The 18673-nt window shown below is 40.8% G+C and carries 18 protein-coding genes; 4 read left to right on the forward strand and 14 right to left on the reverse strand.

The features are described 5' to 3' along the window. Window positions 1-19 precede the first annotated feature (19 nt). Window positions 20-880: an AraC family transcriptional regulator gene (locus AC1TO9_RS04775; protein ID WP_482053674.1), complete on the forward strand. Its 861-nt coding sequence runs from the start codon at window positions 20-22 to the stop codon at window positions 878-880. A gap of 334 nt (window positions 881-1214) precedes the next feature. On the opposite strand, the gene AC1TO9_RS04780 is transcribed toward AC1TO9_RS04775, so the two are convergent. The 8 genes from AC1TO9_RS04780 to AC1TO9_RS04815 form a co-directional block, all read right to left on the reverse strand. Beyond that, window positions 1215-1997, reverse strand: coding sequence for a permease prefix domain 1-containing protein (locus tag AC1TO9_RS04780; protein WP_482058517.1), 783 nt, complete (start codon window positions 1995-1997; stop codon window positions 1215-1217). 6 nt (window positions 1998-2003) lie between these two features. Then, window positions 2004-2330: a PadR family transcriptional regulator gene (locus tag AC1TO9_RS04785; protein WP_482053676.1), complete on the reverse strand. Its 327-nt coding sequence runs from the start codon at window positions 2328-2330 to the stop codon at window positions 2004-2006. A 321-nt stretch (window positions 2331-2651) separates the two neighbouring features. After that, entirely contained in the window at window positions 2652-3635 is a 984-nt protein-coding gene (locus AC1TO9_RS04790) for a hypothetical protein (RefSeq protein ID WP_482058518.1), read from the reverse strand. 20 nt (window positions 3636-3655) lie between these two features. Beyond that, window positions 3656-4648 (reverse strand): hypothetical protein, encoded by a 993-nt coding sequence (locus AC1TO9_RS04795; RefSeq protein WP_482058519.1) that lies wholly within the window; start codon window positions 4646-4648, stop codon window positions 3656-3658. Beyond that, complete coding sequence (locus tag AC1TO9_RS04800; protein WP_482058520.1) at window positions 4638-5564, reverse strand: helix-turn-helix transcriptional regulator; 927 nt, start codon at window positions 5562-5564, stop codon at window positions 4638-4640. The genes AC1TO9_RS04795 and AC1TO9_RS04800 overlap by 11 nt, the downstream gene beginning before the upstream one ends. A gap of 170 nt (window positions 5565-5734) precedes the next feature. Further along, window positions 5735-5929, reverse strand: coding sequence for a hypothetical protein (locus AC1TO9_RS04805; protein WP_482053681.1), 195 nt, complete (start codon window positions 5927-5929; stop codon window positions 5735-5737). A gap of 144 nt (window positions 5930-6073) precedes the next feature. Continuing rightward, window positions 6074-7156, reverse strand: a complete 1083-nt coding sequence (locus tag AC1TO9_RS04810) for a Gfo/Idh/MocA family protein (RefSeq protein ID WP_482058823.1) — start codon at window positions 7154-7156, stop codon at window positions 6074-6076. A 34-nt stretch (window positions 7157-7190) separates the two neighbouring features. Continuing rightward, on the reverse strand, window positions 7191-7937 hold the full coding sequence (locus tag AC1TO9_RS04815; RefSeq protein ID WP_482058521.1) for a sugar phosphate isomerase/epimerase family protein: 747 nt from the start codon (window positions 7935-7937) through the stop codon (window positions 7191-7193). 108 nt (window positions 7938-8045) lie between these two features. Between AC1TO9_RS04815 and AC1TO9_RS04820 the strand changes: the two genes are divergently transcribed. Continuing rightward, window positions 8046-8945 carry a helix-turn-helix domain-containing protein gene (locus AC1TO9_RS04820; RefSeq protein ID WP_482058522.1) on the forward strand — a complete coding sequence of 300 codons (900 nt, stop codon included), beginning with the start codon at window positions 8046-8048 and terminating at the stop codon, window positions 8943-8945. A gap of 38 nt (window positions 8946-8983) precedes the next feature. On the opposite strand, the gene AC1TO9_RS04825 is transcribed toward AC1TO9_RS04820, so the two are convergent. Together AC1TO9_RS04825 and AC1TO9_RS04830 are read right to left on the reverse strand one after the other, a co-directional pair. Further along, the gene (locus AC1TO9_RS04825; RefSeq protein ID WP_482058523.1) at window positions 8984-10840 is read right to left on the reverse strand and encodes a patatin-like phospholipase family protein; all 1857 of its coding nucleotides are present in this window, start codon (window positions 10838-10840) and stop codon (window positions 8984-8986) included. A 238-nt stretch (window positions 10841-11078) separates the two neighbouring features. Then, the gene (locus AC1TO9_RS04830; RefSeq protein WP_482053685.1) at window positions 11079-11522 is read right to left on the reverse strand and encodes an OsmC family protein; all 444 of its coding nucleotides are present in this window, start codon (window positions 11520-11522) and stop codon (window positions 11079-11081) included. A 292-nt stretch (window positions 11523-11814) separates the two neighbouring features. On the opposite strand from AC1TO9_RS04830, the gene AC1TO9_RS04835 reads away from it, so the two are divergent. After that, window positions 11815-12288 (forward strand): hypothetical protein, encoded by a 474-nt coding sequence (locus AC1TO9_RS04835; RefSeq protein ID WP_482058524.1) that lies wholly within the window; start codon window positions 11815-11817, stop codon window positions 12286-12288. A gap of 270 nt (window positions 12289-12558) precedes the next feature. On the opposite strand, the gene AC1TO9_RS04840 is transcribed toward AC1TO9_RS04835, so the two are convergent. Continuing rightward, window positions 12559-14130, reverse strand: a complete 1572-nt coding sequence (locus tag AC1TO9_RS04840; protein WP_482058525.1) for an ABC-F family ATP-binding cassette domain-containing protein — start codon at window positions 14128-14130, stop codon at window positions 12559-12561. A 169-nt stretch (window positions 14131-14299) separates the two neighbouring features. Here AC1TO9_RS04840 and AC1TO9_RS04845 point away from each other — a divergent pair, with 169 nt between their 5' ends. Beyond that, the gene (locus AC1TO9_RS04845) at window positions 14300-14575 is read left to right on the forward strand and encodes a hypothetical protein (protein WP_482053688.1); all 276 of its coding nucleotides are present in this window, start codon (window positions 14300-14302) and stop codon (window positions 14573-14575) included. 733 nt (window positions 14576-15308) lie between these two features. Here the strand turns inward: AC1TO9_RS04845 and AC1TO9_RS04850 are convergent. The 3 genes from AC1TO9_RS04850 to AC1TO9_RS04860 all read right to left on the reverse strand — a co-directional run bounded on the left by AC1TO9_RS04850 (window position 15309) and on the right by AC1TO9_RS04860 (window position 18598). Beyond that, complete coding sequence (locus tag AC1TO9_RS04850) at window positions 15309-16502, reverse strand: MFS transporter (protein ID WP_482053690.1); 1194 nt, start codon at window positions 16500-16502, stop codon at window positions 15309-15311. A gap of 63 nt (window positions 16503-16565) precedes the next feature. After that, window positions 16566-17165, reverse strand: coding sequence for a TetR/AcrR family transcriptional regulator (locus AC1TO9_RS04855; RefSeq protein WP_482053691.1), 600 nt, complete (start codon window positions 17163-17165; stop codon window positions 16566-16568). 188 nt (window positions 17166-17353) lie between these two features. Beyond that, on the reverse strand, window positions 17354-18598 hold the full coding sequence (locus AC1TO9_RS04860; RefSeq protein WP_482058526.1) for a peptidase: 1245 nt from the start codon (window positions 18596-18598) through the stop codon (window positions 17354-17356). Window positions 18599-18673 lie beyond the last annotated feature (75 nt).

Consider the following 18673-nt stretch of genomic DNA (forward strand, 5'->3'; position numbering starts at 1 on the left):
TCAAGAGGAGATGGCAAACATGGAATGGCTTATCCGAATGAAGGAAGCTCTAGATTATATGGAGAGCAGGATGGAGGAACCCTTTAATATTGATGATATCGCAAAAGTTGCTTACTCCTCCCCTTTCCACTTCCAGCGCATGTTCCACATGCTGACCGGAGTATCGGTTGCAGACTATATTCGCAGACGTAGATTGACGTTGGCGGCACAGGAACTGGCAGTGTCTAAAGTTAAAGTGCTAGATGTAGCTCTGAAATACGGATATGAGTCTCCTGAATCTTTTGCCAAGGCGTTCCGCAAGGCACATGGTATTGCACCTTCTTCAGCGCGAGAGCCAGGGATACAGCTTAAAGCCTTCCCCCGCCTCTCCTTCCATCTATCATTGAAGGGAGATAAGGAAATGGAATACAGAATCGTGGAAAAAGAAGAATTTATCGTTATCGGCAAGTCCACTGAGGTTTCAACGAGAATGGGTGAGAATACTAAGGTAATCCCCCTCCTCTGGAAGGAAGCAAACGAAGATGGAACCTCAGATAAGCTTGCTGAAATTGGTGTAAACAAGGATTTACTTGGTATCTGCACAGGGATGGATTATACCAAAGAAACATTTGCTTATTGGATCGCCGTAGAAGGAAACCTTGAAACTGACCTGCAAGGTTATGCATCCACTGTTATCCCTGCTGCGAACTGGGCTGTATTCACATCAGTAGGACCTATGCCACACGCCATTCAGACGGTGTGGGAACGGATATTCCAAGAATGGTTCCCTGGAACAGGTTACGAGCATGCAGGTAGCCCCGAGTTTGAACTATACCTGCCGGGTAATCCGAGTGCTGAGGATTATCGCTGTGAAGTGTGGGTTCCAATTAAGAAAAAGTAAAACGTATTTTAATAGGAAATGGCAGGTCAAGGGTTTATCCTAGGCCTGCCATTTCCTATTATTCGGTCTATTACAGATGCAAGCAAATCTTGCTTCCTTTGAACCCTGTATCGTCAACTGGAATTCCACCAAGTTGCTAGTCTACAAAAAGCTTTTTTCTTTTAATAATATTGTAAGCTGAAGAAAATACCCCTAATAAAATGCCCGTAATCGGGAACACAATCCAGTTCATGCGCCATTGATCGAACACGAATCCCATGATTAGGAAGATACAAACGGCAATGGGCCAAATGATAGAGGAAACCGCCCAAATCACTCTAATCTCCTCTTTCTTTTACTTCGAGTATTCACCGGTTTTCAAAAGCATATCAAAGCTCTCCCAAATGGCGCTGTAATAGATGAACAAGAAGACGGCGATGGCAACGACACTAAGCATGATAACGACACCATACGAAGATGCATTACCTTCAAAAGCCGAGGTCAAAAAAATAAAAACCGGGGATAACACACACAAACATACTCCAACAATGAGAGATAATGTATAGGATGAGGAAAAAGCTTCTTTCTTTTGAATAATAAGTGCTCTTAGCTGGTAAGACAGATCAAATTCATCCTGCAAATGCTTATACTTCTCCATAAGACTACTGCTATAAATAAAGATTCCAATGGCTGGAGTAATGAGTAAAAACATCGCAATCACACCATACAATCCCGCGTTATCTTCCGACAGTTTCCACCCTAGCAGACCATCTTCGAATAATGTAGTAATTAGAATCAATAAAGCTGGTCCAATGATACATAAAGCAACGCCAATACCATTCAGCAGACCGGATTTCTTTTTAGCTACCAAGAATCCTTCTGCTTGTTGCTCTGTTAGGAGGGGAAGAGTCTCTACCTCATCAGTCTGTATGATTCCGAGCTCGCTGATTAATTCATCTATGTTGCCAAACTCTGAAATAACGATACCTACAGCCTCATTTTCTGATTTCCCTTCATTTTTAAACTCATAATACTTATCCTCCATACTAGAGAGCATATCCTGTTTCAATTTGAGCATTTGGGGAATTCTTGGTAAGGCAGCAAACATATTGTCCAAGTAACTAATAATCGTTTCCATGGTTTGTCACTTCTCCCTAATAAATTTATTGATGACCTCTTTCGTTACTTCCCACTCCTCACATTTCTCATGGTAGTAATTCAGACCGTCTGGAGTTATCTGATAATAGGTACGTCTCTTTCCAAAGGTCTCGTCTTTATAAAAAGAATGAATATAACCATTCTTCTCAAGCCGTGCGAATGCAGAATAGAGTGTAGTTTCTTTCATCACATATTTCTCTTCTGACATCTTTTTTATATTCTTAGATATTTCATAACCGTAAGACTCCACATCTAATAACATATACAGGATAATGGTATCGTTATATCCTCGAATAACATCACTGCTGATCAAATAATCAACCTCCTTTACTGCATCTGTCGTACTATACCTGTCGTAGTAAAAATACTATAACATATTTACTACGACAGATAAAGTAATTTATCAAGAAATAGGCTCAATCCTACAATCCATGGAAGTGACTTATTACCTATAACAGCAAACTACTTATGGTGCTACACATAATTAGCCTTACGATCGTATTCAATAAAGCCGATGGGAAAAGGCAAGAGGAGATCGATCCCCTTGCCTCTTTATGTTCCTATCTAATCAAAACAACTAATTTAGCAGATATCGTTTCATTAGCTTAATAACTATATCCTCCGCTGCCTTCTATTAACGCAGTCCAATATCGTGAAAGCGGTTAGTGATCGGTTCACGCAGTAACATCTGGATTGACTGAATCGCAGAGGCCTCAGCCATTTTAGCATCAAGGAATAATTCAATTAGATTGTTTATTTGCAAATGAGTAAGGGGACGAGTCGTATTCAACTCAAACACATCGATTTTCTTTATAATCTCATCGTAGATCGCAGCTAGTGTAATATAATGTACTGCTACTATTTTCAAGGCTGGCCAATAATTGCAGGCCTCCTCTGTATACCTTGCCGCATCCCTTTTGTCTGCGGCATATATATTAAATGTTGTATATGCCCCCTCGGCATCGTAGTCACCAGAGCGCAATGCCTCCACAATGGCGTCGTAAGCTTTCAATCCGCAGGCATATTCGGACTCAGGAAGCATTAGATCATGAGTCTCCCCTTTGAAGACGGCTTGTATAAAAGATTCCTTAATCACCTGAAGCATATCTATTTCCAATTGATCTTCGTAAACTTGGTAGTACCAATAAGGAGAATGGTTCTGGCCCAATTCACCGAAGGGTATTTCCTTATATTCGATTGTCTGACCATCCGTATAGTAAAAAACCTCCTCGTTGTCATTGTATCCGTTAACAATAACGAATTGGTCTTTCCATAGAATAGCGCCCGTTCCACGATCAATAGCATTTTTTATATCCGTGATGGCATGTTGCTGATAGAGGGGAAACGTTGGTGCAAAATTAAATCCGGCACTCTGTGAAGCTGTAATCCCGACAAGATCAGCTGCAACGAAATGCTCAGCCATCCAATTGTAAGCTGTGGCTGAGTCCATATGTAGCTTTCGATTCACAGAAAAACGAAAGCATGCAGCCGTCATCCCGGATAACATATACTTCGGTAAGGAAAACCAGCCCTTCCCCGACAAAATACCATACATGGCATCCGTAAATGAATAGGATTCCGGACTTAATCGGAGTGTATGTACAATAACTTGTTTCATCCCCTGATTTCTCTCCTTCCTCACCTAGCAGAATGTGCCCCCCACCTTGGTAGGATAGATCGTTTGCGATCAGGGTAGCGCCCTGATATGATTCTAATGAGTTCCATCGCCCTTTCTTCCAACGCCATCGCCTTTTCAAACGTAGCGCATAAAGACGGAAGCCGATGTTCAGCCAGTTGTTTTTTACCGTGAATCAATGGCAGTGAAGCCGTAAATTCCTCTGTCACAATGCTCACAAGTTCAGCATAAATACTGCAAATTTCATCCAATCCAGGTACATAACTCTTAACCTCTTGCATATAATCTTTAATTTCAGTCCGTGCTGTCAGGTACGAATCCAAAATATATACTGCGCCAGCGCTGTCATAACCCCCTTGCTCAAAGGCTCGTATAAGAAAGCGATAGGCGTGACGCCCTGAAGCAATACTCCGATCAGGTAATGTTTTATAAGGCGTCTCCCAGTCATACAACGCAAGTCTGAGCGATTCCAGAACAGCGTCCTGTATAGCGATGTCCACCTTGTCTCCAAATATCTGACCATACCAGAATGGCGTCATATTTATTCCGAAATTATCGTATAGTACAATTCGATTTTCCTCAGACCATCCGTCCTGCACATAAAAGACACGATCGTCATCGTCATAACCGTTGATGACACCAAATTCCGGAATCCAGTAAACTCCACCCACACCAAGATCTATACTTTGCTTCATCCATTGGACCGCCTCCTTTTGATAGGTTTCAAATGAGCTATGTCTTGTTCTCCCACCATCATAGACTGTATATATTCCTAAATTATCGATTGCTGGAGCATGCTCAGTCCCCCACTGCCCGTATGCTGTGACTGACATGGGAAGAAGCTTCTCATGAACCGAAAATTTGAACGCCATACCGCTAAGTCCAGACAGCAAAAATTTAGGTCCATCGAACCGATTAGCCGCTGTCAGAATCGCATATATAGCATCTGTAAATGATTTAGATTCCCGCCTCATATGTATATCCTTAAGTATCATTAGAGCCTCCCTGTTCATCTAGCAACTCCAATATCCCTTTGCATCTGCTGCGTATTTGCTCTCGAAGCCACTTGGGGGATATAATCTGGCGCCACTCTAAGGTGAGTAGATGCCCAAGAAACGCATCTGAGTCAAAGAACTCTACCTCAAATACGTCTTCAGTTGAAGCACATACTTTATAGCCATACCATGTGGAGCCTTGTGGTGGGACGGCTAATGAAATGCGGGCCTTAAAAGGCTTCATCTGATGCGTTCGTCCCTCCTGCTGTTGCCCCTGTGGATCCTCATTACCACTTTCAAACTGCCGCTCTGTCAGATTCAAATGAATAATATCTGACAATCGAAAGGTTTGGAGGCGTCCCTGTCCTTCAACACAGGCAATGACATGATCGTCATCATAATGACGAGACATCTTTGAAGGACAAATATACAATTCCTGCTGTCCACTTGCCTGGTCTTGATAGATAATACGTACGATCAAGCGGGCTCTGATGGCTTGGTCCAACAGTTCAATATACTGCATTCGACGAGTATCCACTTCAAATACGGGTAGATATGCTTCATTATTCAACTCTTGGTTATCCGTAAAACGCTCAAGCAGACTGCCAATCCGCCGAATCTTATGGCCATTCTCATAATTGTAATGGCTATAACGATAAGCTAAATATTTCAGGACCCTTTTTTCTTCTTCAGTTATATATAAATGGGGTAATATAAAGCTATCATCTTCATAGCAGTATCCACGTTGTTTAGCTATATATTGCAACGGAGCACGAAGTGATGCGCCTAAATACTCGATATCCCGTTGCGCTTGTCGCTTTGATATTTCGAAATGTTCTGCCAAATGATTACTGTTTGGATAACTTCCCGCCCTGATTCGCTGATCAAACCACTGAATACGATGCATATGGCTCAAGAGAACATTCTCCCCTTTTTGTTATTAGCTCAATTAGAGTTAACACTTTGGCTTTAGTAATATCTCATGCTATCTTCCAGTATAGGGTAAATCACTTAATTGAAACAAGGATGCCTAGTTGTACCTAAATGCATAATGCATGAGGATAACTGGCACCCTTGAGTATTATTTCACTTCGTCGATGCGATAGCATCTACTTTGGTCTGTGGCGCCTTATCACAACGCTTACACACCTTAACACCTGTCCCATCAGTTTTTGTTCTAGGATAGAGCAGCTTAATTCTCGTGCTCTGGCAGATCGGGCATGTACCTCGGCCTCGTGATGGTAAGCTCCAGAGCGCATGTCCTCGTTTGGTCTTCGCCATAATTATGTTCCTCATTTCAGCAATTTGAATGTTACTACTGAATTATAGAACAACTGGTACGACATAAAATGTCGTATTAATATATTTCTATTATACTATTTTCAATTCATCCAAACGAACGGAGCGATGCTAGCGACTAGTCCATTAATCAAAATATACTGTTTTTCCAGTCCGTGCCGATTCATAAATCGCCTCAAGTACTTCGGTAACAACTAACGCCTGCTCTGGCTTAACCATTGGCTCAGTGTCATTGATGATACTTTCGAGCCACAATCTGCATTCTCTACCTGCTTGGCTCTCGGTTTTCCCATCGAAATAAGCAACTCCACCTGCATTTAGCTCAGGCTTCTTCGTATACAGATGACCTAAATCTTCACCATTTATCCGCAGACCGTCTTTCATATCTGCGCCACCTTCGGTACCGCAAAGTGTCGCTTGTGCTTCACCTACATCTAGCGTATTCAACGCCCAGCTCGCTTCAAGCGTAACTGTAGCTCCATTCTCCATCGTAATAAATCCAAATGCAGAATCCTCTACTGTGAATAATGCTGGGTCCCAAGGTCCAAAAGCATTAGCTGCATCTTTCTTGCTACCCAACTTGTGATAGACATTCCCCTTAACACTCTTCACTTTGTAATTATCCATTAACCATAAAGTCAGATCCAGCGCATGGGTTCCGATATCGATCAACGGTCCTCCGCCTTGCTCATCCTCATTTAAGAATACGCCCCATGTTGGCACAGCACGTCTACGAATCGCATGAGCTTTAGCGTAATAAATTTCGCCTAATTCTCCTCTTTCACAGACCTTTTTAAGTAATAAGGAGTCTGGGCGATAGCGGTTGTCGTAACCTATTGACAGCTTTTTGCCCGTACGTTTAGCAGCTTCAAGCATTAATCTCGCTTCGGCAGCTGTCTTAGCCATAGGCTTCTCACACAACACATGCTTTCCTGCTTCTAATGCGTCAACCGTAATGAAGGAATGTGATTTGTTCGGCGTACAAACGTGAATCACATCGATACTAGTATCCTTCAACAACTCTTTGTAATCCGAATATATTTGTGCACTCTCAAGATCAAATTTCTTTGCCGTCTCTATTGCACGTTCTTCGATGATGTCGCACAAAGCTACTATTTCCGCATTGGACTGTTCAACTAGATTAGGGATGTGCTTACCATTTGCAATTCCCCCACAACCAACAATCGCTATTTTTAGTTTTTTAGTTATATTTTGTGTCATGTCATAAATCTCCTTTAATAAGTTATAGAATTCCTCTTAAATATTGTAAGCTCATCTCAATACTTTGCAGTTGTGGAAGATCGAACTCTTCTTGCTCTACCGTATACCAAGCCACATGATATTGCTTCGCTGCAGCAGTAATCTTATTGAAATCCATGATTCCTGAACCAATCTCAATATTCCGCTTATCTTCTTCACTCTTCATATCTTTAATATGCAGAATTCTACAACGTTCCTTGTATTTATGAATAAAGTCTATTGATTGTAGACCCTTATGTTCTACCCAGTATGTATCCAATTCCACAAATAAATGATCTGATTGTGTATGATTCACCAGTAGATCAAGCCCGTATTCTCCCTCAAATGTATTAAATTCAATACCGTGATTATGGTAACCGAATCGGATTCCATTCTCTTTACAGCGCTCACCAATACGATTGAATCGTTCAGCCGTTCGCTTATATGCATCCGCACTATCACGCATCTCATCTGGAAGACCCGGACAAATGATATATGGGCTCTGAATCTCCAAGGAATACTCTATCGTCTGTTCTAGATTATCTTCCAGATCAGAAATGCCAATGTGGCTACCTGCGGCCTGTAATCCCAAATCATCCAACGCTTTTCTCAAATCTTTAGCAGAAGTACCGAAGTATCCAGCGAATTCCACCCCGTCGTAACCGATTTTAGCTACCTTGTCTAGTGTGCCAAGAAAATCTACATTCGTTAATTCTTTAATTGAATACAGTTGCAATGCGATCTTATTCATATCTTTGCACTCCTTTCTTGTTACCAATAAAGTTACCAAACTTAGTGTAAAAGTAATACAATGGAGCTATCGAGAAATATTAAATATTTGTCATTGGAGTGTATTGTTATGTCTGAAGCCTACTTTGAATCCAACCGCTCTCCCGTAGGAACAATCCAATATCCTTATGAATGCATGATTCATTACAGTGTCGGGAGCCGCTGCATCGTAAATCCTCACTGGCATGTGTATATTGAAATTTTATATTTCTTATCTGGACAGGCGAAAGTATTCCTTGGTGGAGAATCCCATGTCCTAACTAAAGGAGATCTCATCCTTATTCATTCGCATGAGACACATTCTATTCATTCCATGGACGTGGAAGAGGTCTCATATATCGTGATCAAGTTTGATCCTGAGATTCTATACTCCACCTCAAGAACCATTTTTGAATCTAAATATGTGCTACCTTTCACCATGGCGAAATCGACCAATCAACGAGTGTTCACTGAACAAGAGATTACAGGCAGTCCCATCCCTTCTCTCGTTACAGAAATCTATGAAGAGTACACTACGCGAAACTATGGATTTGAACTTGCTGTACGGACATTAATATGTAGAGTATTTCTATGGTTTTTGCGCAAGTCGCAGGACGCTCAGCCGAATTGGGATATTGCGCATTCACTCAAACAAATTGATTTTCAAATGCTACAGAATGTGTTCGAATATATTGATGACCATTACATGGAGGACATCAATGCGAATACCGCTGCCAGTATGTGTAACCTGAGTTACAGTTACTTCTCACGAAAGTTCAAAGCGATTATGGGCAAGACGTTCACGAACTACTTGAACTACATTCGAATTACAGAAGCAGAAAAGTTACTACTGACGAGCGATTCAAGTATGACCGAAATTGCTTTAGAAGTTGGATTCTCCAATTCAAGCTATTTCATTCAACAATTTAAGCAATACAAAAACATTTCACCTAATCAATTTCGCAAAAAGAGTACTCAAGAAAATTCATAATCCAAGGTAAAAAAAAGAAAAACTTAATCTAATGTCGATTACATTAGATTAAGCTTATTTTTAATACGTATGATAGCATCTCTTGATACTAATTCCCCGGCAGCTATACAAATTGCCGAATCTTTGAAGCCAATCTGATTGTATCCGAGGTCAGGACGCAACACGATATCTGCAAGCTGCAATTCCTCCTTCACCATCTTTGCACTCATCATGTCGATGGTGTTCATGAGTGAATCCACAAAATGTCTTGCAGTTCCTTTAACGAATGACTCCGCACACACATTCACAGCAATGACAATATCTGCACCCATACTTTTCACTAGTGCCGCTGGTACTGGATGGACAACCGCCCCATCCATTAGTCTCTTGCCCTGATAGTGCACAGGACGCATGATGGCGGGAATGGCTGTACTTGCACTGATCGCATGGGCGAGTGATCCTTCCCGCATAATATGCGCCTCCCCTGTCGAGGTATCTGAAGCTACAGCAGCAAAGGGGATAGGCAGATCCTCAATAAGCTTCTTACCTAGATACTGTTCGATAAATCCAATCATCGGTGTATTATGTACGAACGAGCGTTTCGGTAAGGTTGGGCGGACTAATTGACCCCAGCGAATTGTCGAAAGAACACGAACACAGTCTTCCACAGGCATTCCGGCTGCATACGCGCCACCAACTAATGATCCAACACTCGTGCCTGCAATCATATCAATAGGTATGCCCTCTTCCTCCAACACTCGTAATACTCCAAGATGTGCCATTCCTCTAATAGATCCACTACCTAGCGCTAATCCAATCGTCGGTCGATCTCCGGCTTTACGTGCTCGACCAAAGCGCAAATGATTGCTATAGATCATGCGACCCTGACTTAAGATATAGGCTTCTTTCACAATCACTTGTAACTCCTCCACATTATTAGTTAAGTATGGAAAAAGACTAAGTAGACGTAGTGCATCTTGCGAAATCGTCGTTTCAACATCCTCAGCCCCTTCCTTTTTTACAAAGTATTGTGCTAATAAGGGGATATCCTCCAACCTTTCGCGAAGTGGTGGTACTGATAGCGTTGTTATGTTGGGTAAACTTATCGGCTGTGTAGCAATGATAACGATTCGAGTCTGAACATCCGTTTCTAGCATTTGTGTCAGAATAGGAGTAGGTAATGGTTCGACTTGTTCAACAACAATCGTACCGCCCTTAGCCGCACGTACTCTCGCATCCCAAGTAAGTAAGTCGAAATCTTGCCCGTTTATCGTAAGAATAGGATAATGACCTTGTGTCGTTAAGAAATGGAGTTTTCTAGCTACACTTCTCTTGCCTGTTCCCGCTTCACCTATAATAACAACATGCTCTTGCCTCGTAGACAGACGTTCTATATTCTCTAGTAACTCTTGCATAGCTGGACTCGTCCCGATGAGCTCACCATATCGTTCTTGTTCCTCTGTTTCATGCTGCTTCAAAATAAACAGACTCTTCGTATGCTCCTCTAACACTCGCTCGTTAGAATTCTGAATTCGTTTGATCATAGCTTCAATAATCTGCCTGCGGAAATCAGCGTTTCTATCCATCAATAACAACATGCCTGTACGAGAAACGCTTATCGTATGAACATCATTAACCGCTTCTACATAGGCACTGACGGGATCCCCGGTCAAACAAGACATCTCTCCAAAAAAGTGTCCTCGTTGCAGTATAGCTAATTCAACTTTCTTTTCATGCTGAATAAATACTCTCACTTGACCTGATACGATAATATGGACGTGCTCGCTAACTTCACCCTGCTCCATGATAAGTTGATCGGACAAATAGTGTTGTTCCTCTATTTCCAGGTTCAACTGCTGTAGTTCTTCGGCGGATAGTTGATCCATCAACGGGTATGACTGATAGGGATGTAGCAATCAAATTCCTCCTTTATATATGTATGTTTGTAATGCGCTTTCACACTTTTCTTACTAGGTTCCTCTAATCACTATATTCTACAGGTTCTTTACATCATTTCAAACCCCTTCATGCGGAATAGTTCCAGATATCTTCCACTCGCAACAATGACCGGGTCCCTCCTTTTCTGGAGAAATCCCGGTCTTGTGATCTGTATTTTAGAGGTTGTTCAAATAGTCGAATTTTTGAACACACACTTTAATTCTCGATAATGATTCTGTCTAACTTCAGATTAACCGGATGTGCGAGTGAGTCTCCAACGGGGCACTTACTCTCTAAAAATCGCACGAATTCCTCAACCTTTTCTTTAGGTGAATCGGTTTTGATTCGGAATGTATATCGGATATCAGAGTAGCCAGGACGGACATCAGATTTATTGAAAAATCCATCGAGATCAAGGTCACCTTCAACATCCACGCTGAATCCATCTAGCTTAACATCAAACTTTGGCGCATAGATTCTTGCAACTATAGATTGACAAGCTCCTAGGGAGGCAAGCAACACTTCGACTGGATTCATTCCAGTATCTGTTCCGCCCAAGCTCTTTGGCTCGTCAATAGTTAACTCGAAATCTCTAGATGTAGCTTTAACTTGAACTCCATCTTGTAACTGTGCAGTTGCCTTGAAAGTTTGAATAGCCATTGTATAATCCCCTTTGATTATGTAGTTCGTTGCCAGTGCGCAACATTTAAACCAACTAACTTAATGGGTATTATATGAATAATATTCAATATTGTCAATACTTATTGAAGTGATTGTTATTTTCTGTGATACCGTAATTAAAGGATTTTCCACGTACATCACGAATTATACTCATTTATGATGAATGAAAAGTTAAAGACCAACGGGCATTCACGGTCGAATTGTCGAATATTTCGAAAAACTTGCTGATTCCGTATCCTATATTGATGATGAGACTTTCAGTGAAGATGGCGTGCCGATTATTGCATTTGAAACGGGCATAATTAAATCAGGATATAATTTACTTGCTTTAAAAGCAGTACTTCGTTTGATTTCAGAAAATGCGTTTGAATCTTTGAATAAAACAGAAAACTTTATTGCGTTTGCAGCCACTGGGGATGATTATATCGATTATAGTATCGTTATGCGTAAGTCAATCGATCCCGCATTATTCTATGAGATTTTTCCGGATATTCGAGAGAAGGATACCCAATTTAGTGAGGAAATGAAAAAAAACCAGCGTTTGTCAGTCAATGAATACTTAGATTATTGGTCCGATGCTGTCCATAGTGATTATAGATTAGAAACACCTTTTACTTTTGATAAATCAGAAATTGAGGTCTTTCTACAAATGGAACATTTCGGAAATGCCTTGGCTCAGGAATGTATAGAAAGATTGAAGAAATTGATTACTACATTGAGGCATTACACTTTTCCGGTAAACTGACTGAAAAGCAAAAAGAGGATTGTTCTACTATCGCCGATCGAATGAACAGAAAACCGGATGATATTTTTAATGAGATATCAGAAGAGCTGAGGTTTTTTGCTAAGCAATGATAGTTTAGAAAATTATAAATATAGATAATCACTTCGTGATACAACTAAGGTCAGAATCATTTCTTTATTATGATTCTGACCTTAGCTACCATTATTAATTATAGTATAGAATCAACATCACTCTAGATCTCATTTCATGTCCATACATTATCTCACTCGCTTATACACTCTGCTCACTTACTCCCAAATTAGGGTCGAAGATTAGCATCTTTGTCGCAATTTTATCGATGAAGAATCGATCATGGCTAACCGTAACTACAGCACCAGGGAAATGAATCAGTGCTTGTTCCATGACCTGTATGCTTGTCAGATCAAGATGATTGGTCGGCTCGTCCAATATAATGACAGCAGCTCCCGAGAGTAAGCATTTAGCGAGTGCTACCCTGGCCTGTTGTCCACCGGACAGATTGCCAATGACTTTACTCAGATCCATTTCCGAGAATTGCAACATCGATAGAAATTTATTCACTTTTTTCCTTGTAGCATTTAAACCAAGTCCAGAAATATTAACCGCATGGCTAACGGTATCCTTCAGATCAAGCTCATCCCACATCCTGTTGAAATAAGCGTAGCTAACGCCCCTCTCCCAAATGACCTCGCCTGCTTCTGGTTGTTCTTGGCCCGTAAGCACTTTAATAAGGGTAGATTTCCCGCTCCCATTGGGACCGACGATGGCTATCCGATCTTCCTTCTGAATATCGAAACTGATATTCTGGAATATGGATCGATCGTCATACGACTGTCCGATTCCCTTCACTTGGCATAGATTGTCTGGGAAACGTAGGTTTTCATAAATATCGGTGATAAGCACGTTCACGGGATGAGGCTCAACCCGCTTCTTCATATCAGCCAACTTTCGTGAAAGTCGGTCTTTTGAGGTTTTCTTGTTCGCACGGCTATCAATGACTTCGGACTCCATGATGAGAAGTTCTTCCTCCCATTCGAACTGGCGATCCAATACTTTCTTACGCATCTTCTTCTTCCGTATGTAATCAGTATAATTACCTTCGTATTCTTGAAAATGATAATTCTCAATTTCAATCGTTCGCGTAACGACTCTATCGATAAATTGCCTATCATGAGACACCAGAATCATCGCTCCATTGAAGCGGTTTAACCACTGCTCTAGCCACACGAGACCTTCCAGATCCAAAAAATTCGTTGGCTCATCGAGCAATACAACATCAGGTAACTCAATTAAGATTTTGGCGAGCGCGGCACGATTCCTCCAACCTCCAGATAACTCATCAACGGGCTGATTCCGCGATCTATCATCGAAACCTAACTTGGTTAGAACCGTATCGATCTCGATGGATATATTCCAACCATCCAAATGCTCCATTTGTTCAAAAAGCTCTGCTTGCCGCTCTAATAGTCCATCCATCTGGGCATCATCGGTTACTTGGCCTAGCTTCTCCCCTAATTCTTGGAGTTCCTGCTCTATAAGTCCAACCTGCTCGAAGCATAATTCTAACTCTTGCTGAACAGACAACCCCCCACTAAGTTCCGAGAATTGAGAGAAGTAACTGATCTTAACCTGCGGGTCTACCTCTACTTTTCCAGACGTTGGTTCTTCTTTACCCATAATCAGCTTGAAAATAGTCGATTTACCCGCACCATTTCGTCCGATTAGACCAATCCGTTCCCCTTTGCTTACACGAAAATAAATATCGCGAAAAATCAGTGTATCCTCATATTTCTTAGTTACATTCTCCATACGAATAACGCTCAAATCTATCACTCCTTAGCGCAATTATAACACTAGAACGCTATTCACATAGCAATGATCGAATATATTTCCCAGGTACTGCAACAAAACCAAACTCTTCTCCGTCTCCTAAGTAGGAGGTGTTCATTATGGATAGGTTTGTCATAATTTCACTGATCATGGAATTTCCATTATGAGTGCAGCGCGTATTTTTTACTTCTCTATTAAAGACAGTACAGGTAAGCAAGTTAATACTTTTGGTATGCATGAGGTGGGGATTGTTCGTGATATACAAGGGAAAGACATAATTACTGAGCATTATAAATATAAACTTAACAAGCCTGGGTTATATGTAGCCTCTGCGATTGCCAAAATTACGACAGGTGAAGGTGAGAACACGAAAGACTATGAGATTGAAACAAATCATATAAGTTTTGAGGTTATCCGTACAACTACCGAGGAACAATAGATGAATAATGACGGAAGCAGCGACTCTCCGTCTTCCAATGCATATAGAAGAGCCCAGTTTCCGAGAAACTGAGCTCTTTTCGTTACGGAACCTTTACAACGAATGGAACTGTAAACACTTTACCATTTCGTTGGAATTGTCCCCAAATGCGAAAGAATTCATATGGTGGAGAAGTGTACGTTTCCGATAGTTGCAAAAGTACACTTAGAATTGCTCAATCAACTTTCAGACTAACTATAGTTGCATAGAGTACATCTAGATTACTGGAATCCTCGCTTTCCACCGCTTTCGCCGCTTTTAAGTGTAGATTTACAACTAATTCACTCATTCCCGACTTTTCCCGATAATTAAATGTACCATATGCATCTATTCTAGCCTCACCTTCATGCACGAAGTCTTATTTGTATTCTACCGTCGTCAAAACCCACTCGCTCTATATCTATTCCACTGAATGACATCCGAAATTTGAGATCTTTCATCGAATTCGGATGGTATTTAGTGGGTTTCATATCATATTAAGGCACCCGTTTCAGCGAAAATATAAGGAATCGAGTATCAAGAATTAATTTCATAATTACGCAACCCGATATAACTGTATCGGCGATTATGAAATTGATTCAAATGAAGCTTATGCTTTCTTATATTTCAAAAAGACGCTCATCAATGAGCGTCTCCAAGATCAGTTATCACTTGCTTAATTCAGTTATCACTTGCTTAATTCAGTCTTCATAATTTAACTTGCAGGTTCAACGATCTGACCTCTTTTTGCTCTCAAGGATAAGAAGAAACATAACACTAAAATGATAGCTGCAGATATATAAGGATAATTAATATCAATGTCAAATAAAAATCCTGCAACGATAGGTCCAGCAATGTTCCCCAGACTTGTGTAGGCTGAGTTCAGACCTGCAACATACCCTTGCTGATGTGGGGCCACCTTAGACATCTGAGTACTGATGGCGGGACGTAATACATCCATCGCTAAGAATACAATAAAAGTGACTGCAAGAATCAACCAGTATTTGTGTACAAAAAGAGTTAGAAATATGAATACACCCGCCATGATCAGACTAAAAGAGATGACATTCCTCTCTCCAAACTTGTTCAATATCCATCCGAATATCGTTGCTTGCACAACAGCACCGGCTATAGACCCGAACGTAATAATATAAGCAATATCTTTCGGTGTAAAACCGAATTTATGATCGACAAACAAACCAAATACCGTCTCATAATTCGCTAGACCAAAAGAAGATACAAACACGATGATTAGACTTAAAAAGTAAGGCTCACGGTATGAACGCAGTAGCTGAACCGTTAGACTTTGCTTCACAACGGGCTTACGAGCTTTACGTTTCTCTGATGGTAATGACTCAGGTAGAATCAATGCGGTAATTATTGCCGCTATCCCCCCTGCTATCGCCGCTGCGTAAAAGGGCACACGAATACCATATTCGGCTAGAATTCCCCCGATCCCTGGACCGATGATGAATCCCGTAGTGATCGCCGCTGTAATGAACCCCATACCTTTAGCTCTCTCTTCGGAAGAGGTAACATCTGCCGTATAGGCCATGACTGAAGGCATGATGAGTGCAGCACCAATCCCCCCTAGAAATCTAGCTGCAAAAAGTAGATACGTCGTACTAACAGCTCCAAAGAGTCCCTCACCGAGTGCAAAAACAACCATCCCTGCAACAATAATCTTTTTCCGCCCCATAGAATCCGACAATCTTCCAGCTAACGGTGAGAACAACAATTGCGTTAGTGAAAAAGCCGCAACTAGCATTCCTACAGTACTTCCGCTTATATGAAGTTCCGTCATGTAAGTAGGCATGATTGGAACAACAAGACCTATTCCTGTAAAGACCAGAAATATATTAAACATTAGGAGCAATAATGCTCCTCTATTTCTTAATAATAATGACATAAAAAATCCCCCGAAATACCCATTCTTCTGGATGTAATGTAGTGTAAATCTATTTAATCAGAATCAGATGGGGTCTTTTGCAATCCCGTACAGGAACACTTTAATGGCTAAATGATATAAAGCGAGTACTTCCTTCGGGTTTGATTTTCGAGACATCTGACTGAGCCCTACTGTTAAACTTTCAAAAATAATGGAAAGGCTCTCCACATCATTTGGCTTGAATTCACCATCATCAATACCTTGTTGTATTAACTTTTGATAGAATTTAAGATGCCCCGTCACCATCTCAGCTATTCGTTCTTCAACATCGCTTGCCTTTTCCTCATTATTGAAAAATTCATTCGCAGCTTTGGTCAGTGGATGGTTTAAATCTTCAAGAACCATTTGCTCAGCAACCCCGTACATCTTATCTGTCGTTGTTTTGTAAAGTGACTCCTTTTCTCTCCATTGTTGCTCCCATTCCTGATCCCATTCATTAAGTAAATAAAGAAACAATCCTTCTTTACTTTTAAAATGATAATAAATATTTCCCTTACTACTACCTGTTGCACCTACGATATCTTCAATGGAAGTTGCCTTGTAGCCCTTTTGAACAAACAGTCCTCTAGCAGCGTCCGCCACTCTCTTTTTGGTATTTTCGCTTTGCAACTGCTTCTTGTTCACATACTTCCACTCCGATTCAATGTATTATTTATCAAATTGACATCGACTTATACTGAACATTCATTCAGTATAGTAACATGAATAGGAGTCACTTTCAAGAATAACGATAAATGAATCCATGAATGAAAAATACAGCCGATCTCAATTGAGATCGGCTGCTTTGACTTGATACAGTTACAATCACACTATTATAATTTAGGTGCTACAACACTTTCATCATGGGTAATAACTACGATTTCTGCATTCGTGATGCCTGGAAGTGATTTGGTCATCATTGAGGAATGGTAAGCTAAAACATTCATACCTGCTTTCAATTCTGCTGTTCCCCCGAACAGGGAGATCACCTTCGTATCTTCAGTAATATTCAGAATGACATCGTTATAAGCTGATTGACCAGTAGCTGATTTTACATATACTTGATCTTCTACAATATCATCCGATGCAACGATTGTACCCTCAACTTTATTTGTTGCTGTTGCTTTCACAACAATTTTCTCCGCATGTGTCTGAGCTGGGAAGATCATTGTCATTACTTCACCGTAATATGCATCAACACGAACATCAGCTTTCAAGGCATCTAGCGTTAAAGATTTTCCGTCTTCATCGACGATTTCAGTCTTCTCGTCTGCTGTTAGAATGACATAATTAATACCGCCTTGCTCCATCGGGCTCCCAATAACAGTGAACTTGTTATCTGCTACATTAGTAATGATACCGTCTGTGCCTGGATTCGTTTCTTGTACTAATTCTTCAATAGTCGTGTTTACTACGACATAGCTCGTTGTTGATTGAGGTGGAAGGCTCATTGTAACGGCTGGACCGTAGAATGCTTTGACACTCATCCCTTTTTGGATTTCACTTGCTTTGATCACTTTTCCATTCTGGTCTATGATCTGAGTTTTATCAGCAAAGTGTAATACAATCGTATCCTTCAATGAAGAATAGATATTTTCACCAGTTACAACAATGCCACTTTCTGTGATTTCAGTTACCGTACCGTTAATCCCAGTAAAACTTTCATCTTGAACTACAAGTGTTAGTGCTGCTCCACGAGCTGGAATACTTTTCGTCAACATAGGACCGTAGAATGCTTTAACAACCTTTTGCTCATCTATGATCGTTTTCAATGGAACTCTCTTTCCTTTGGAATCTACAATTTTAGTATCTTTAGTGATAGATAATACGATTTCGCTTTGATCCGTCGTAGCAAGACCGCGACCTGTTACTGTAATGAATTTACCTGTTTTATCATTCACAAAATCTGTAATTTGACCCATTGTGCCTAAGAGCACTCTCTCTTGCTTCTGAATGAGTTCTTGTCCATCTTTAGTAGATAGCGATGTAGTGTCTTGTGCACTTACGGCCAACGGCATAACTGCCATCGCTAGAATAGTTGCTGTCGTCAATACTTTGAACATGTTTTTATTTGTCATCTCTAATTCCTCCAATAGTTTGTCATAGTTCTAGACGGTGTAACTCTTAAAATGTTGCAGAAACAACAAAACTTA

It is taken from the genome of Paenibacillus sp. Y916 (genome assembly GCF_056786435.1).

Bases quoted from the DNA above. Each gene is read 5' to 3' on its own strand.
- AC1TO9_RS04780 (WP_482058517.1), bottom strand. From the start codon at position 1,997: ATGGAAACGATTATTAGTTACTTGGACAATATGTTTGCTGCCTTACCA.
- AC1TO9_RS04860 (WP_482058526.1), bottom strand. From the start codon at position 18,598: ATGACAAATAAAAACATGTTCAAAGTATTGACGACAGCAACTATTCTA.
- AC1TO9_RS04795 (WP_482058519.1), bottom strand. From the start codon at position 4,648: ATGATACTTAAGGATATACATATGAGGCGGGAATCTAAATCATTTACA.
- AC1TO9_RS04820 (WP_482058522.1), top strand. From the start codon at position 8,046: ATGTCTGAAGCCTACTTTGAATCCAACCGCTCTCCCGTAGGAACAATC.
- AC1TO9_RS04815 (WP_482058521.1), bottom strand. From the start codon at position 7,937: ATGAATAAGATCGCATTGCAACTGTATTCAATTAAAGAATTAACGAAT.
- AC1TO9_RS04775 (WP_482053674.1), top strand. From the start codon at position 20: ATGGAATGGCTTATCCGAATGAAGGAAGCTCTAGATTATATGGAGAGC.
- AC1TO9_RS04790 (WP_482058518.1), bottom strand. From the start codon at position 3,635: ATGAAACAAGTTATTGTACATACACTCCGATTAAGTCCGGAATCCTAT.
- AC1TO9_RS04850 (WP_482053690.1), bottom strand. From the start codon at position 16,502: ATGTCATTATTATTAAGAAATAGAGGAGCATTATTGCTCCTAATGTTT.
- AC1TO9_RS04845 (WP_482053688.1), top strand. From the start codon at position 14,300: ATGAGTGCAGCGCGTATTTTTTACTTCTCTATTAAAGACAGTACAGGT.
- AC1TO9_RS04830 (WP_482053685.1), bottom strand. From the start codon at position 11,522: ATGGCTATTCAAACTTTCAAGGCAACTGCACAGTTACAAGATGGAGTT.
- AC1TO9_RS04805 (WP_482053681.1), bottom strand. From the start codon at position 5,929: ATGGCGAAGACCAAACGAGGACATGCGCTCTGGAGCTTACCATCACGA.